We start from the raw sequence: 15,339 nt of genomic DNA on the forward strand, positions 1-15,339 counted from the left end.
TTTCTCCCCTCTCGTCGTTCAGGCGGCGCGGCGGCGCTCGTGCAGGACGCGGCCGTCGAGCATCGAGACGATGCGGCCGGCGTAATCGGCATGCGCGGGCGAGTGGGTGACCATCACGATCGTCGAGCCCTCGGCGTTCAGCGTCTGCAGCATGTGCATCACTTCCTCACCGTGCTGGGTGTCGAGATTGCCGGTCGGCTCGTCGGCGAGGATGAGGTTGGGGCTGGCGACGAGCGCGCGGGCGACGGCGACGCGCTGCTGCTGGCCGCCCGAGAGCTGGCTGGGGCGGTGCTTGGCGCGGTGGGCGATGCCGGTGCGGTCCATCACTTCGTCGACCCGGCGCTTGCGCTCGGCGGCGGGGACATTGTGGTAGAGCAAGGCAAGGTCGATATTGTCGCGCACCGACAGCTCGTCGACCAGGTTGAAGCTCTGGAAGATGAAGCCGATATTCTCCTTGCGGACATCGGCGAGCTTGCTCTCGGAGAGCCCGGCGACTTCCTGGCCGTTGAACTGGTAGCTGCCCGAGGACGGGCTATCGAGCATGCCGATCATGTTGAGCAAGGTCGACTTGCCGCAGCCCGACGGACCCATGATCGCGACGAACTCGCCCTGGGCGATCTCGAGGTCGATCGCGTCGAGCGCCGTCGTCTGCACCGTGTCGGTGCGATAGACCTTGGAGAGTTCGCGCATCTGCAGCAGCATCGGATTCCCTTTCTGGTTCGTCATTTGGTCAGGTCCAGGCGCGTCTTGTCGGTGAGGCCGGTATAGGGCGAGGTGATCACCTTCTCGCCGGGCTCGAGCCCTTCGAGCACCTCGACGAAATCGGAATTGCGGCGGCCCAGGCGCACATTGCGCTTCTCCGCCGAGCCGCCGCCGGGGGCGACGACGAAGACCCAGGCGCCGCCGGTGTCGTTGTAGAAGGCGCCGTTGGGGATCAACAGCGCGGGCGCCGGATCGCCGAGCGTCAGGCGCGCCTGCATCGTCTGGCCGCGCTGGAGCTGGGGCGGCTCGGCCGCGAGGAACTGGAGATCGACCTGGAACTGGCCGTTCTGCACCTGCGGATAGATCTTGGTGACCTTGGCCTCGAAGCGCTTGCCGGCCCAGTCGAGCGCCGCCTTCTGGCCGAGCTGGACGCGGCCGAGATAGAATTCGTCGACGCCGGCGATCAGCTTGTTGCGGCCGGGGCTGTCGATCTGGCCGACACGCTCGCCGCGGTTGAGCGACTGGCCGACCTGGACCGAGAAGCCCGAGAGCTGGCCGGCGACCGGCGCGCGCAGCTGGAGCGCGTCGAGATTGGCGCGGGCGATCGAGAGGCCCGACTGCATCGAGCGCGCTGCGGCCTGCTGTTGCGAGAGCTGGCTGCCCTGGAGGCGCGCGTCGGTGCTCTGGCTGCGCTTGAGGGCTGCGAGATTGCGCTGGCTCAGCTCGTAATCGGCCTGGGTATCGGCAAACTGCTTGCCCGAGACGAAGCCCTTGCCGGCGAGCGGGCGCTCGCGGTCATACTGGCGCTTGGCCTTCTCGTAGACCGTCTCGGCAGCGAGCACGGCACGCTCGTTGGAGAGGCGGGTCTGGGCGAGCGCCAGCTCCTGGCTGCGCATGTTGTTGATCTGCTGCTCGACCTCGGTCTGGCGGGCGAGCGTGGAGAGCTGGAGTTCGGCGTTCGAGAGCAACGCGATCGGCTGGCCGGCGGCGACGGTGGCACCGTCCTCGACCAGCATCTTCTCGACCCGGCCGCCCTCGACGGCATCGATATAGACAGTGAGGAGCGGCGTGACGCGGGCGCGCAGCGGCATGAAATCGTCGAAGGTGCCGCGGGTGACGCTGGAAATGGTCACGCGGTCGGCACCGATGGTCTGGCTGGCGCCCGATGGGGCGAACCACCAGAAGGCGACCGCCGCGAGCAAGGCGGCGGCGACGCCGAGCGCGATCTTGAGGGGCGTCGAGAGCCGGCGCGTCTCGACCACCTGGTCCATCCCGGAGCCGGAGACCGCTCCCTTGTCCTTGTGCATCCGCAAGATCGTCATGCCCCCATTCCTAGCAACAGCCATGCCAGCCGATTATCCCTCACGCGGATCACCGCAGCGCCGCTGGGCAAGTGTTCGATTCCGGACACGAGCGTCCGGAATCGAACGCTATCCGAAACGAAACCAGGCCGAGATCGAGCATCGCCCGCGCGCCGGCGGCGCCCAGCCGGAGGTCGAACCCGAAGCGGCCATGCGGCAGGACTGCGAGGAGAATCGCCAGCGCGGAGAGTGCCGCGAGCGCCTTTCCCTTGCTTGTTCCGTTCCGCAGCATGTGCCTGCCCCGCCTTTCGTGATGCAGCTGGTTCAGCACGAGCCGTGCCAAGTCGCCTTCTTCGTCACCCCGGCCTTGAGCCGGGGTCCCGCTTTTTCTGACGCCCGCAAGCTAGCGAGACCCCGGCTCGAGGCCGGGGTGACGGGGAGTTTGTCTGGGTCAGAGGGCAGTCCGGACAATCGCACCAGCTTGGCACGCAAATTGATTGTCCGCTTCCGCACAGTGGATGTACGGGAGTAGGCAGCATGGGCGATCCGGAATTCGAATTCTGCGTCGTGATCGACGACGACGAGGATATCCTGATGGCGTCGCGGCTGCTGCTGCGGCGCCTGTTCAAGCACGTCGAGGCGGTGCGCAGCCCCGAAGAGGCGCTGCCGCTGATTCAGGCGCGCACGCCCGACGCGGTGCTGCTCGACGCCAATTTCGCGCGCGGCGCCACCGATGCCTCGGAAGGACTGGCCTGGCTCGACAAGCTGCTCGCGGTCGATCCGGAGATGGTGGTGGTGATGATCACCGCGCATGGCGGGGTGCAGGTCGCGGTGGCGGCGATGAAGCGCGGGGCGACCGACTTCGTCTCCAAGCCCTGGTCGAACGACAAGCTGCTCGCAACGGTGCGGACCGCGGCATCGCTGCGGCGCTCGCGCAAGGCCGTAGGCGGCACGGGCACGGCCCCTGCCCCGGCGGTCCAGGCCGGCGCATCGCCCCTGCTCGGGAACTCGCCGGCAATGGCGCGGGTGCATTCGCTGATCACCCGCGCGGCGCCGACCGATGCCAATGTGCTGGTGCTCGGCGAGAACGGTACGGGCAAGGAGCTGGTGGCGCGCGAACTGCACCGCCAGTCGCTGCGCGCGGACCAGGTGATGCTGACCGTGGACCTGGGCGCGATCAGCGAGGATCTGATCGATTCAGAGCTGTTCGGCCATGTGAAGGGCAGTTTCACCGATGCGCGGACGGACCGGGTGGGCCGAATCCAGGCAGCGGACGGGGGCACCTTGTTCCTCGACGAAATCGGCAATCTGCCGCTGCGGCTGCAACCCAAGCTGCTCACGGTGCTCGAGCAGCGCCAGGTGACGCCGGTGGGCGCAAACAAGCCGGTGCCGGTCAACATCCGCGTGATCGCCGCGACCAACCTGCCGCCCGAGAAGCTGCGCGACGAGGGGCATTTCCGCCAGGATCTGCTCTTCCGCCTCAACACGGTGGAGATCGACCTGCCGCCGATGCGCGAGCGGCGCGAGGATCTGCCGCAGCTGATCGACCATTATCTCCAGCATTACGCCAAGCGCTACGGACGGCCCGTGCCGGCGCTTAGCCCGGCGTCGCGGATGCTGCTGCTCGAGCATGACTGGCCGGGCAATGTCCGCGCGCTGCGCCACGCATTGGAGCGCGCAGTGATCCTGGCGCGCGAAGGGGCGCTGGAGCCCGAGGACTTCTCGCTGGTCCGTGCGATGCCGCGGATCGCGCCGGCCGCGGTGGTCGCGCCCGCCGCCGTGCCAGGGCCCGCCGACGACCTGAACCTGGAGCGGGTCGAGCGCCGGCTGGTCGAGGAAGCGCTGAAGAAGCACGGCTACAATATCTCGCTGGCCGCGGGCGAGCTCGGCCTGTCGCGCGCCGCCCTCTATCGCCGGATGGAGAAACATGGGCTTTGACCGGCGCTTCACGCTCGGCCTGATAGCCTGGATCGTAGCGCTGACGGGCGCGCTGACCGCGGTGGCGCTGGCGTTCGTGACGCCGGGCCTGGGCGCGGCGCGACTGGTGGCGCTGCTGCTGGTCGCAGGTGCGGTGTGGGGGCTCTGGTGGCACGTATCGCGCACCAATTTCGCAGTGGCGCGATTCATCGACGCGCTGCGCTTCGACGACACCTCGGCCCGGTTCGGCGGCGCGCGTGGCGGTGGGTTCGAGGAGCTGGGCAAGTCGCTCGACAGCGCGATGGACCGGCTGCGGGCCCGCCAGGCTGCGACGGCGGCGGAGATGCGCTTCCTCGAGGCGCTGGTCGACGACATGCCGGTGGCGCTGCTCACCGTCGACGGCGCGGGCCAGGTCGCGCCGGCCAACAAGGCGGCCCGGCGCCTGTTCCGCGATGCGCCGGGGCGACGCGCCGCGGATTATTCGGTCTATGGCGCGACGCTGGCCAAGCGGCTGGAAGGCGGCGATGCGGCGGCGGAGATATTGCTGCTGGCGATCGAGGGGCGGACGCAGCGCGTGCTTGTCCGCTCGGGAACGCTCGAACGGCTCGGCCGCAGCATTCGGGCAGTGACGGTGCAGCCGATCCAGGGCACGCTCGACGCCGTGGAGATGGCCGCGCAGACCGACCTGGTGCGCGTGCTGACGCACGAGATCCTGAACTCGCTGACCCCTGTCACCTCGTTGGCGGCGACGGCGGCGGACCTGCTCGACGATCCCGACCTGGCGAGCAATCCGCGGATCGGCGATGCACGCACGGCGGTCTCCACGCTGGCGCGGCGCGCGCATGGGCTGGGGCATTTCATCGAAGCCTATCGCGCCGTGGCGAATACCCCCGACATCCAGCGCCAGACCTTCGCCGCCGGACCCTGGGCCGAGGAACTAGGCCGCATCTTCGCGGCACGCGCGCCCGAGCTGCCGCTGGCGATTGACGTGCGCCCTGCCCGGCTGGCGATCGACGCCGACCCGGACTTGCTCGCCCAAGTGCTGATCAACCTGCTGCAGAACGCAGCACAGGCAATGACCGGACAGGAATGCCAGCCGGCGCTGGCGCTGCGACTGTTCGCCGAGCGCGAGGCGCTGGTGATCGAAGTGGAGGACAATGGCCCGGGCGTACCCCAGGGACTGCGCCAGGACGTATTCCTGCCCTTCTTCACCACCCGTGCGGCGGGCACGGGCGTGGGGCTGAACCTGGCGCGGCAGATCGTGGTGGCGCATGGCGGGAGCATCGAGATCGTCGATGCGCCTGGGGGTGGGGCGCTGTTTCGGATATTGTTGTAGGCCTAGCTCGCCTATTCCCGTCATCCCGGCGAAAGCCGGGACCCAGGGTCGCAAGCGACACGACAGAGAAACCCTGGGCCCCGGCTTTCGCCGGGGTGACGAATAGTGGCTCGGGTGACGGCTTTAGTTTTTGGCGGCCACAAACCCCGGCGCCTCGGGCGGCACGCTCGCCCCGCGCCAGCGCTCGACCACCCCCACCGCGATCTTGCCGTCGGTACGCAGCACGCGCTGGATCAGCACGGCGGCCTGCTGGCTGGTGGTGCCGATCGTTACGCGGGTGCGGACCCAGAAGGTGCCCGAGCGGAAGCTGGTGCCCCAAGGCAGCGACAGGTTGAGGTCGCTCAGGTCCTTGAGCGTTAGCTTGCCGTTGCGCAGGCGGATCTCGGCCAGGCGCTGGGCGGCGAGCGGGTCGCGGAACAGGACGCGCAGCATCTCCGGATCGGCGGCGTTCAAGTTGATCGATGTGGTGCCGGGCAGCGCCGTCACCAGCTTTTCCATCCGCGCGGTCGCCTGCGGATCGAAGCCGGCAAGGCGGATCGGGCGGACATCGGTGAGCGGGCCATAGAGGCGGATATAGGCGATCGCCTTGACCGTATCCTCGGGGGACAGGCCGACATCCTTGGCGATCGTCTGGAACAGCACGATCGCGCCGGCATCGCCTGCACGCAGCGCGTTGAGGTTGAAGCGGCCCTCGGCGTCGGCGATGGCGAGATCGAAGGTACCGCCCTGGATCGGGGCGCCGCTCTCCGACAATTTGGCCCAGGGCTCGGTGAGATCGTCCTCATTGGGCGCGGCGACCATGTCGCGGCGGAGCGCCACCACGGCGGAGAGTTCGCCGCCGCGAACGACGGCCAAGGCACGCGCCGCCTCGCGGGTTCGCAGCGCCCGATCGAGCGCCAATTCTTCGCGATTGATTAGCAATAGCACAAGTCCAGACGCGATCGCGACGAACATCAGCACATTGACGAGGATCATCCCCGCTTCGCTTTCGCGGACCCGTTTCATTCCTTGGGATACTCCGCCTGATCGGGGAGCGTGACCACGCGGCGCAGCGCGCCGGGCGTGCCGCCGGGCCCTGCGGCCTGCAACTCGATCGCAATGGCGCGCGGCCATTTGTCCTTGTCTTCGTCTTTCATTGGCCAGCGATCGGCCCAGGCGCTGCCATCGAAGAAGCGCCAGCGGACGTCGGCGACGCCGGCGATGACGGACTGGACCATCGCTCCCGAGCCGCGAACGAGATTGCCGTTGGCCACCGAATATTGGAGCGGCACCGCGGGGCCGCCGAAACCGGGTGCGGCGCGGGTGAAATTGAGCTTCTCGCCGCCGCCCGAGACCTGCCCGCGCGAGATCTGGTCGATGTCGCTGGAGACCACGAACATCGCGCGCTGGAGATCGGCCAGGCGATCGAGGCGCTTCTCGGTGCGGCCCTGGACCTTGATGATGCCATCGACCAGCGCGAGGCCGGCGACGGCGATCAGCGCGAACAGGCCGAGCGAGATCATCAGCTCGATCAGGGTGAAGCCGCTTTCGCTCCCCTCCCCTTCGTCATCCCGGCGGAAGCCGGGACCCAGGGTCACAGGCGACGCCGCTCTTGGCTCTGGGCCCCGGCTTTCGCCGGGGTGACGGAAGAAAATATCGGTGCGCACAAGACCTAGGAGCCCGAGCTCGCCGCCACGGGCTGGTAGCCGGTCGGGCCGGCGACGACGATCGCGAAGTCGCGGGCGACCGAGCCGTCGGTACGGAAGCGGACCGGGCCGGTGACGCCGTGGAAGCCCTTGGCGTCCATCAGCCCCTCGATGCTCAGCCGGTTGTCGGCGCGCAGGGCGTTGGCGATGCCGGCGGCGTCATAGGCCAATGCGGCGATCGTGCCGGGCTCGCCGCCGTTGCGCGCCTGGAAGGCGGCGGCGAAGGTGCCGAAGGCGTTCGGGTCCGGGCTGGCGAGCCAGGCGCCTTCGAGCGCGGCGAGGGCCGCCGGGCGATTGTCGAGGCCCTGGAAGGTGCCGAGCAGCTGGACGCCGCTATCCTTGAGCGCACGGGCGGCGGCGAGGACGGCTTCGCCGGCGCCGGGCAGGAGTATGGCGTCGGGCACCTCGCCCGCATTGGGGAGCGGCTGGCCGGGCTTGACCTGCAGAATGCGCACGGCGATGCCGAGTTCGGCCTCGGCCCTGCCGGCGGCGAGCGCGGCGGCGGCGGCCCAGGGCGAGCCGTCGTCGATCATCGTGACCGACTTCACGCCGCGGCCGCGCGCATAGCGCAGGATCGCGGTGGTCACCTGCCCCGCGGTGATCCCGAAGATCCAGGTGCCGGGCGCGCGCAGAACGCTGTCGTTGCTGAAGGCGATGACAGGGATGCGGCCGGCGACGGCGCCGGAGACGGCGGGGACTTCCTCGGCGCTGAGCGGCCCGAGGATCAGCGCAGGCTTGAGCTTGAGCGCCTGGGCTGCCGCCGCGGCGGCGCCGGTGGCGGTGCCGCCCGTGTCGAAGCTCTGCACATAGGCGCTGTTTTCCGCGAGCAACGCGGCCTGCCGCATGCTAAGCCCCAGCCGCGCTCGCGGGCCCGTGAGCGGCAGCAACAAGGCGATCGGGCGCTTGTCCTTCTTCTTGTCCGCTGCGAACACGACAGAGGGAAGCACGACCGATGCCGCTGACGCGACCAGGCCTGATTGCAGCGACTTCAGCAGGGTCCGTCGATCCATTGCCGACTCTGGGAATTGAGGGCGGGGCACGGCGCTCTATTATCCTCTTCGTCCTGCTCGGCATAGGGGCGTATCTGCTCGCGCTGATCGTGACGATGCCGGCGAGCGTGATCTTTCCCAACGGCACCTGGCGCACCGGCGTGGCGGGGACGGTTTGGGCCGGCGAAGTGGGTGTCGCCGGCGGAGCGAGCTTCTCGTGGAAGATGGCGCCGCTGCGCTCGCTGACCAGCCTGGGCTTTGCCGCGGACTGGAAGGCGACGGGGCCGAACACCGACCTGGGCGGGCAGATGCTCCAGCATATCGGCGGGCGGACGGTGCTGGACCATGTCAGCGGATCGGCGGATGCCAGCCTGATACGGGCGCTGCAGCCGAACCTGCCCTTCACCTGCAACCTGGCGATGCAGGTCGAGATGCAGCGCATCGCCACCGGTGGCGGCGCGCGGATGGCGGATGGCAAGGTCACCACCGATCCGGGCAGCTGCCGTGCCAAGAATGGCGGCGGACCGGTGGCAGTCCCCGCGCTGCTGATCACTGCCGAGCATGTCGGCGACCGCACGACGATCCGGGTCGCGCCTTCGGCCCAGAGGATGAGGATGCTGATGACCGCAGTGTTGGGCGAGGACGGGTCGCTCGACATCTCGATGACGCCGGACGGGGCGGCGGTGCTGCCGTTCGTGGGGCTGCCGGCTGGGGCGCGGATCCAGGGGCAGATGTGACGCGCTAGCGTCCGTCAAAGCCCCACAAGGTTGTTCAAATTGATGATCGGCAGCAGGATCGCCAGCACCATCATCAGCACCAGCCCGCCCATCACCAGCAGCACCAGCGGCTCGACCAGAGCGACGAGCGTGGAGACGAGCGCGTCGAGCTCGCGCTGAAGCTCGTCGGAGGCGCGGCCAAGCGCGGGGGCGAGGCGACCCGAGCTTTCGCCCGAGGCGACGATCGCGACGAGCATCGAGGGGAAGACCCCCGCCTCGGTCATCGCGGCGCGCAGGCTGATGCCCTCACGGACACGGGTGGCGACGCCGACTGCCTTTTGGCGGACCCAGAGGTTGGGCGTGACCGCGGCAGCGGCGTGGAGGGCATCGACCAGCGGGACGGCGCTACCCACCAGCGTCGCGAGGCTGCCTGCGAAACGTGCGGCGCTGAGCTGGCGGCTGAAACGGCGGAACGGGCGATTCTCCGAGAAGAAGCGATCGATGCGCAGCCGATTGGCGGGGACGCGGGCCCAGCGGAAGAAGAGCAGCGCCGCGACGGCGAGGCCGAGCAGCAGGTACAATCCAAAATTCTGGAGGAACCAGCTCACCGCGATCAGCAGCCGGGTAAGCAACGGCAGGTCGGCGCCGCGCGAGACGAACACCTTCACGATGTCCGGCACGATATAGACGAGCAGCAGCGCCATCATGCCGAAGGACACGAGCGCGAGCAGCGCGGGGTACATCAATGCCAGTTGCAGCTTCTGGCCATTGGCCGAGCGGTTCTCGACGAACTCGGCGAGGTGGTTGAGCACGTCGGGCAGCTTGCCCGAGGCCTCGCCCGCGGAGACCGAGGCGCGGTAGAATTCGGGAAAGGCCTTGGGGTGCTGGGCGAGCGCGGCGGCGAAGCTGCGGCCGTCTAGGATCGCGGCGCGGACGTCGAGGAGGAGCGAGTTGATGGCCGCCTGTTCGGACTGGGTGGCAACGAGGCGCAACGCTTCCTCGATCGCGATGTCCGAGCCGACGAGCGTGGCGATCTGGCGGGTGACGGTGGCGAGCGCCTTGGCCGAGAGACCGGGGCGGCGCAGGCGCGGGAGCTGGATGCTGCCGAGCATCGCGCCCTTTTCCGCGGCGACTTCGACCGAGAGTGGCAGCAGCGCCCGCTCGCGCAGCAGCGCGCGGGCCGCCGAGGGGCTGGAGGCTTCGATGATGCCTTTCTTCGAGGCGCCTGCCTTGTCGGCGGCGCGGTAGGCATAGGCGGGCATTTAGCGAGCCCTACCCATCATCGTCGTCCCCGCGAAGGCGGGGATCCAGGGTAACAGGCGATTCCGTTCTTGGCTCTGGATCCCCGCCTTCGCGGGGATGACGGAAAAAGGAGCGGCGGTGAGGATGCTCACCCTTCCTCCCTCACCACCCGGGCGACTTCTTCCACCGTGGTCACGCCACCCTCGATCTTCGCCAGCCCATCATCGAGAAGACTCGGATTCTCCTTGCGGGCATGCACCTCGAGATCGGCTTCGGACGCGCCGTCATGGATCAGCTTCTGGAACTTCTCGTCCACCGCGACGACTTCGTAGAGGCCTGCCCTCCCCCGATACCCTTCGTCGTGGCATTCCGCGCAGCCGACCGCGCGCCAGAGCTTCTTGCCGGGTGCGAGCGCGCCGCCGAGAAGAAGCGAATCCGCTTCGGTCGCCTCGTCCTGCCGGGCGCAGTTGGGACAGAGCTTGCGTACCAGGCGCTGGGCGCAAAGGCCGACGACCATCGGGGCGAGGAGATAGCGCTCGACGCCCATGTCGATCAGGCGGGTGACCGAGCCGACCGCACTGTTGGTGTGGAGCGTGGAGAGGACGAAATGGCCGGTCATCGACGAGCGCACGGCGACCTGGGCAGTCTCCTGATCACGGATCTCGCCGACCATGATCACGTCGGGATCCTGGCGCAGGATCGCGCGCAGGCCGCGGGCGAAGGTCATGTCGGTGCGCGCATTGACCTGGGTCTGGCCGATGCCCGCCAGCTCATATTCGATGGGATCCTCGACCGTCATGATGTTGCGCTTGCGGTCGTTGAGCTTGTGGAGCGCGGCGTAGAGCGTGGTGGTCTTGCCCGAGCCGGTGGGGCCGGTGACGAGCAGCATGCCGTGCGGGCGCTCGAGCAGGCGGCTGAACACACCCCGGTCACGCTCGCTCATGCCGAGCACTTCCATGTCGAGGCGCAGCGAGCCCTTTTCGAGCAGACGCATTACGACGCGCTCGCCATGCTGGGTCGGGATGGTCGAGACGCGGGCATCGACGTCGTGGCCGCCGATGCGCAGCGTCACGCGGCCGTCCTGCGGGATACGGCGCTCGGCGATGTCGAGCTTGGCCATCACCTTGATACGGCTGACGAGAAGCGGCGCCAGCGCACGAGGCGGCTCGATCATGTCGCGCAGCACGCCGTCGATGCGGAAACGGACGACGAGGCGCTTTTCCTGCGTCTCGATATGCACGTCCGACGCGCCTTCGCGCACGGCTTCGAGCAGGAGCGCGTTGATCAGGCGGATGACGGGCGCGTCGTCGCGGGTGTCGAGCAAGTCGTCCACCGACGCGGCGCTGTCGGCGAGCGCGGCCAGGTCCATGTCGCCGAGATCGATGTCGGCGGCGGCACCTGCACCCGAATAGGCCGCGCTCAGGGCAGCGTCGAATTCCACGTCGGGCACCGAGACGAAACGCGCGCCGGGCGCGAGGCGCTGGACTTCGAGCAGGCCATCGAGTGCGGCGCCGGCCTTGTGGACGCATTCCACGCCGGCATCGGTGAAGCGCAGCAGCACGCCGTTGCGGCGGGCGAAGCTGTAGGGCAGAGTCGCGGGCGCATCGTCGGTGAGGATCAGCATCTCGTTCATGCGCCGAAATCCACGGTGGCGCTGACCTGGCCGGCATTGGGGCGGCGCTGGATATCGACGCGGCGGACGCGCAGGCTGCTGGTCACCGAGAGATCGGCGAGCCAGGCCATGACCGAATCATAGCTGCCATCGGCGATCGTCGCGCGGACCCCTCCGGACAAGGGCGCGACGGTGGCGGTGAGGCCGAAGCTGGGGGCCGAGCCGGTGACGACATCGGCCGGCGAGCCCTGGCGGCGCTGCGGCTGGTTGGCGCTGAGCGTGCCCGCTGCCCGTATCCGCGCCGTGAGCGTCTCATAGGTGCGGATGTCCTGCAGCGCGGATGCGCGGGCGGACTGGAGTGGCTTGACCACGCCGAAGATCAGCACCAGCGCCGTGAGGAACAGGGCAAGACCGCCGACCATGATGCGCTCGCGGCGGCTGAGACCCGACCACCACGCATCGAAGCGGATCAGCGCGGCATCGAGTGCCGGCATGCGGGCGAGAATCAGTCTCATGCGGCACTCGCCGTAATACGGATCGCGCCTTCGGGCGAGCGCACGACCTGGGCCCCTACCCCCGCAGACTTGAGCGAAGCCTCGATGCGGGCGGCCAGGGTCGCGTCGCCATTGGGATCGAGATCGAGCGTGAGCATGCGGCCCTCGAAGGTCATGGCGCGGACGACGAAGGCGCCCGAGAGCGGCCCGAGCGCGCCCGAAACGCGGGTGACGAGCGGCAGGAAGAGCTGCGGCACCGGCGCGCTACCGCTGCTGGGCAGCAGGCCGGTGACCGAATTGGCGAGATCGTCGCCCAGCGCAACGCCGGGTGCGGCTAGCGCGGCGGCGGCCCGCGTCTCGGCCTCACGCCTGTCGGCGATGCTGCGGAGCATGACCGTGTCGCCGATCGAAATGAAGATGTGCGCGGCAACGCCGAGCGCTGCGACCCAGGCGAATTTTCGCCACAGGGGCGAGCCGCCAGCCCTGCGCACTGCATAGGCGCCCTGGCGCAGGTTGAGCGATTCGATCGCAGCGGCGGCAGCGGGGCCGAAGCTGGCGGGATCGAGCGCACCGGCCTGCCTTTGCATGTCGTCGGGTAGCGTTTCGCCATAACTGGTGACCGGCGGCTTGCCCGCAGCTTCCCAGGCGGGGCGGAGCAAGGGCGCGGGGACTTCGAAGCCGGTGCCTTCGGCCTCGCGCACCGCGGCGCGGCCGGCGGATTGCGACACGGCCCAGCCCTCGGCCGGGCGCGGCAGGGTGAGCACGTCGGGGACCATCGCGGCATGGCCGATGCCGGAATCCTCGGCCTGCGCGATCCAGCGTGCCATGACTTCGTGGCGGACCACGCCGACCAGATAGCGGCCTGGCGCGACCCGCTCGCCAAGTGCCAGATGCACCGAATCGACCGGCTCGGCGATCCGGTCCTCGATCGCGAAGGGAAGCGCCGCCACGCGCCGGGCATGACTGGGCAACGGCAGATCGACCGCGAGCAGCCGCACCTGTCCGGTGGGGACGAGAATGGTTGCGGGCCAGTCCCGCACGGTTATGATCAGGCGGTCCCCTGCCAATGTCCACATGCCTGCGGCGGGAGGTTCGGATGGGTCGGGCGCACCCAGTGTGTTCGGGCTCATTGTCACATTTGCTTCATGGGCAGGACGCATGGGGCGGGGATGCGCATAGTTTTGAAACAGTTCCATGACATCGCACCTAAGGTGCGCAACCGCAAGCACGCCGTGCCCGATGGCGAGGCCGGCCTGACCCTGATCGAAATGATGATCGTGCTGGTGATCATCGCGATCGTGGCGGGCCTGATCGCGATGAACGTGATGGGCCGTCCGGACGAGGCCAAGGCGACCGCGACCAGGAGCAATATCTCGACCATTTCGGGCGCGCTCAAGATGTACCGGCTAGACAATGGCGATTACCCGACCACCGAACAGGGCCTGAAGGCGCTGACCGAGAAGACGACCGCGCCGCCGGTGCCCTCGACCTTCCCGCAGGGCGGCTATCTTTCGGCCCCCGCGCTCGATGCCTGGGGCAAGCCGTACGAATATTCCTCCGAAGGCGGCGGCTTCACGATTCGGTCGCTCGGCAAGGACGGCAAGGTCGGTGGCGAAGGCGTGGACGCGGATATCGAGGGCAAGGGCTGACCCAAATGTGGGGGGCCGATATCTCTGCACGCCGATCCTCCGAAGAGGGCATGACGCTCATCGAGATGATGATCGTGCTGGTCATCATCGGCGTGATGGCGGGCGCGGTGGCGCTCGGCATGGGATCGGTGACGCGCGCGCCGAGCGTGGAGACCGAGGCGCGCCGGCTGGCGACCCGGCTGCAGGCCGCGGCGGACGACGCGATGCTCGGCGACCGGACCATCGCCTTCACCGTGCGCAAGGACGGCTATGGCTTCGCGGTGATGAGCGCCGACGGAAAGATCCTGCCGAAGACGGATGACGCGTTCGGTTTCCACCAGCTGCCGGGCGGCATGGTGATGACGCTCAGCGTGAAGCCGCCGGTGATGCTGGGCGTCGATGGCGCCGGGCGACCGATGCAGGCGGTGATCGCGAGCGGGTCTAAGCGCTGGACGGTGGTGTATGACGGGATGACCGTGCGGGCGTTTCCCGCCGTGGTGCTGAGGCTGTGAGGGATTTGGGAACGCGGGGCCGCGATGGCGAGACCGGCTTCTCCCTGATCGAGGCCCTGGTCGCGCTCGCCGTGCTCGCCATCGCGACCGTCAGCCTGATGCGCGCGGTCGAGGCGCATATCGATTCGACGCGAGCGATGGAGCGCCGCACTACGGCCATGTGGGTGGCGGAGAACCGGCTTGCGGAGCTGGAAGCGGGTGCGCCGGGGAGTGAGCAGGTGGAGATGATGGGCCAGCAATGGCGGATTGCGGTCGATCGGCGGCGGACCGACGATCCCGAGATCGAGCGCGTCCGTGTCGAGGTGTTCGCGGGCGCCGAGAAGAGCGCGCTTGCATCGCTCGACGGGTTCGTGGACGGACGGAAGCTGTAATGGCTGCCCTCATCCTTACGCCGCGCCAGGCGCGCATCGGGCTCGACCTGTTCACCGGCGCCGTCGTGGTCTCGGTGGCAGTGGCGCTGGCCGGGCTGACCTGGCGGATCGCCGGCCATGCCGGCACAGGCGCGATCACCGTGCCTTCGGGCAACACCGGCCCTGCGGTGGCACCTGATATCGGCCCGGCAGTGGCGCTGGCGCCGTTCGGCAAGCCTTCGGTTTCGGAGGCCGGCCAGGCGACCGCCCTGCCCCTCGAGCTCAAGGGCGTGATTGCAGCTAGTCCGGCGGAGCTCTCTACCGCGTTCATCTCGCTGAGCGGCCAGCCCGCCAAGGCCTATAGGGTTGGCGACACCATCAACGGCGCGTCGGTCCAGGCGATCCTGCGCGACCGGGTGATCCTGGCCAATGGCGGGCGGAACGAGTTCCTCGCCTTCCCCGATCCGACGCTGACGCCCGAGCAGCGCCAGGCGGCCGCGGCGGGCCAGACCGCTGCCCCCGTCCCCGCCCCGGTGGCGCCGGGCGCCGCTCCCGCGGCCGGTCCGCCACCGGTCCGTAGCGCTCCGCCTGCGCCGCCCCAGGCGACGGTAGCCGGCATCCTCCAGCGCTTCGATGCGACGCCGGTTTCGGGCGGCTATCGCATTGGGGAAAACGGCCCGCCCGGCATGGTGGCGGGCGACGTGATCCAGTCGGTCAATGGCGCCTCGCTGTCCGATCCCGCCGCAGCCCAAGGCGCCTTTGCGGCCGCCCAGGCGAGCGGCTCCGCCCAGATCCAGGTCCTGCGCGACGGGAAGCGGCTGACGCTTTCCGTGCCGCTCCGCTAGAAAGTGCCCC

General features: G+C 68.9%; 17 protein-coding genes. 7 read left to right on the plus strand and 10 right to left on the minus strand.

Features of this window, described 5'->3' with window-relative positions:
- Positions 1–18: 18 nt before the first annotated feature.
- From AC1RPL_RS04965 to AC1RPL_RS04975, 3 genes are read right to left on the minus strand one after another with little or no spacing between them, the layout of a single operon-like run.
- Positions 19–726, minus strand: a complete 708-nt coding sequence (locus AC1RPL_RS04965) for an ABC transporter ATP-binding protein (RefSeq protein WP_493068143.1) — start codon at positions 724–726, stop codon at positions 19–21.
- Positions 723–2,024 (minus strand): efflux RND transporter periplasmic adaptor subunit, encoded by a 1,302-nt coding sequence (locus AC1RPL_RS04970; protein WP_493068144.1) that lies wholly within the window; start codon positions 2,022–2,024, stop codon positions 723–725. The genes AC1RPL_RS04965 and AC1RPL_RS04970 overlap by 4 nt, the downstream gene beginning before the upstream one ends.
- 49 nt (positions 2,025–2,073) lie before the next feature.
- Positions 2,074–2,346, minus strand: coding sequence for a hypothetical protein (locus AC1RPL_RS04975; protein ID WP_493068145.1), 273 nt, complete (start codon positions 2,344–2,346; stop codon positions 2,074–2,076).
- 194 nt (positions 2,347–2,540) lie between these two features.
- Between AC1RPL_RS04975 and AC1RPL_RS04980 the strand changes: the two genes are divergently transcribed.
- Together AC1RPL_RS04980 and AC1RPL_RS04985 are read left to right on the plus strand one after the other, a co-directional pair.
- Positions 2,541–3,941 (plus strand): sigma-54-dependent transcriptional regulator, encoded by a 1,401-nt coding sequence (locus AC1RPL_RS04980; RefSeq protein ID WP_493068146.1) that lies wholly within the window; start codon positions 2,541–2,543, stop codon positions 3,939–3,941.
- Positions 3,931–5,256, plus strand: a complete 1,326-nt coding sequence (locus tag AC1RPL_RS04985) for a sensor histidine kinase (protein ID WP_493068147.1) — start codon at positions 3,931–3,933, stop codon at positions 5,254–5,256. The genes AC1RPL_RS04980 and AC1RPL_RS04985 overlap by 11 nt, the downstream gene beginning before the upstream one ends.
- 123 nt (positions 5,257–5,379) lie before the next feature.
- Here the strand turns inward: AC1RPL_RS04985 and AC1RPL_RS04990 are convergent, their stop codons facing one another.
- The 3 genes from AC1RPL_RS04990 to AC1RPL_RS05000 form a co-directional block, all read right to left on the minus strand.
- Positions 5,380–6,261, minus strand: coding sequence for a type II secretion system minor pseudopilin (locus tag AC1RPL_RS04990; RefSeq protein WP_493068148.1), 882 nt, complete (start codon positions 6,259–6,261; stop codon positions 5,380–5,382).
- Positions 6,258–6,833 carry a PulJ/GspJ family protein gene (locus AC1RPL_RS04995; protein ID WP_493068149.1) on the minus strand — a complete coding sequence of 192 codons (576 nt, stop codon included), beginning with the start codon at positions 6,831–6,833 and terminating at the stop codon, positions 6,258–6,260. The genes AC1RPL_RS04990 and AC1RPL_RS04995 overlap by 4 nt, the downstream gene beginning before the upstream one ends.
- Positions 6,834–6,907: 74 nt before the next feature.
- Positions 6,908–7,951, minus strand: a complete 1,044-nt coding sequence (locus tag AC1RPL_RS05000) for a penicillin-binding protein activator (RefSeq protein ID WP_493068150.1) — start codon at positions 7,949–7,951, stop codon at positions 6,908–6,910.
- Between AC1RPL_RS05000 and gspN the strand changes: the two genes are divergently transcribed.
- Positions 7,951–8,667: a type II secretion system protein N gene (gspN, locus tag AC1RPL_RS05005; RefSeq protein ID WP_493068151.1), complete on the plus strand. Its 717-nt coding sequence runs from the start codon at positions 7,951–7,953 to the stop codon at positions 8,665–8,667. The two genes, AC1RPL_RS05000 and gspN, sit on opposite strands and share 1 nt — an antisense overlap.
- Positions 8,668–8,681: 14 nt before the next feature.
- On the opposite strand, the gene AC1RPL_RS05010 is transcribed toward gspN, so the two are convergent.
- The 4 genes from AC1RPL_RS05010 to gspL form a co-directional block, all read right to left on the minus strand.
- Positions 8,682–9,908, minus strand: coding sequence for a type II secretion system F family protein (locus tag AC1RPL_RS05010; RefSeq protein ID WP_493068152.1), 1,227 nt, complete (start codon positions 9,906–9,908; stop codon positions 8,682–8,684).
- 128 nt (positions 9,909–10,036) lie between these two features.
- Complete coding sequence (gene gspE, locus AC1RPL_RS05015) at positions 10,037–11,512, minus strand: type II secretion system ATPase GspE (RefSeq protein ID WP_493069082.1); 1,476 nt, start codon at positions 11,510–11,512, stop codon at positions 10,037–10,039.
- Between the two features lie 5 nt (positions 11,513–11,517).
- Entirely contained in the window at positions 11,518–12,015 is a 498-nt protein-coding gene (locus AC1RPL_RS05020; protein WP_493068153.1) for a type II secretion system protein M, read from the minus strand.
- Positions 12,012–13,070: a type II secretion system protein GspL gene (gene gspL, locus AC1RPL_RS05025; RefSeq protein WP_493068154.1), complete on the minus strand. Its 1,059-nt coding sequence runs from the start codon at positions 13,068–13,070 to the stop codon at positions 12,012–12,014. Before gspL ends, AC1RPL_RS05020 begins: the two co-directional genes overlap by 4 nt.
- Positions 13,071–13,163: 93 nt before the next feature.
- Here gspL and gspG point away from each other — a divergent pair, with 93 nt between their 5' ends.
- Genes gspG through AC1RPL_RS05045 form a run of 4 tightly spaced genes read left to right on the plus strand, consistent with a single transcriptional unit; the run spans position 13,164 to position 15,329 of the window.
- Positions 13,164–13,643: a type II secretion system major pseudopilin GspG gene (gene gspG, locus AC1RPL_RS05030; RefSeq protein ID WP_493068155.1), complete on the plus strand. Its 480-nt coding sequence runs from the start codon at positions 13,164–13,166 to the stop codon at positions 13,641–13,643.
- 5 nt (positions 13,644–13,648) lie between these two features.
- A complete protein-coding gene (locus AC1RPL_RS05035) occupies positions 13,649–14,134 on the plus strand; it encodes a prepilin-type N-terminal cleavage/methylation domain-containing protein (RefSeq protein WP_493068156.1) in 486 nt (161 codons plus the stop codon).
- Positions 14,131–14,505: a type II secretion system minor pseudopilin GspI gene (gene gspI, locus AC1RPL_RS05040; protein WP_493068157.1), complete on the plus strand. Its 375-nt coding sequence runs from the start codon at positions 14,131–14,133 to the stop codon at positions 14,503–14,505. The genes AC1RPL_RS05035 and gspI overlap by 4 nt, the downstream gene beginning before the upstream one ends.
- A complete protein-coding gene (locus tag AC1RPL_RS05045; RefSeq protein WP_493068158.1) occupies positions 14,505–15,329 on the plus strand; it encodes a type II secretion system protein N in 825 nt (274 codons plus the stop codon). The genes gspI and AC1RPL_RS05045 overlap by 1 nt, the downstream gene beginning before the upstream one ends.
- Positions 15,330–15,339 lie beyond the last annotated feature (10 nt).

The organism is Sphingomonas sp. GW821-FHT12D09, assembly GCF_058807215.1.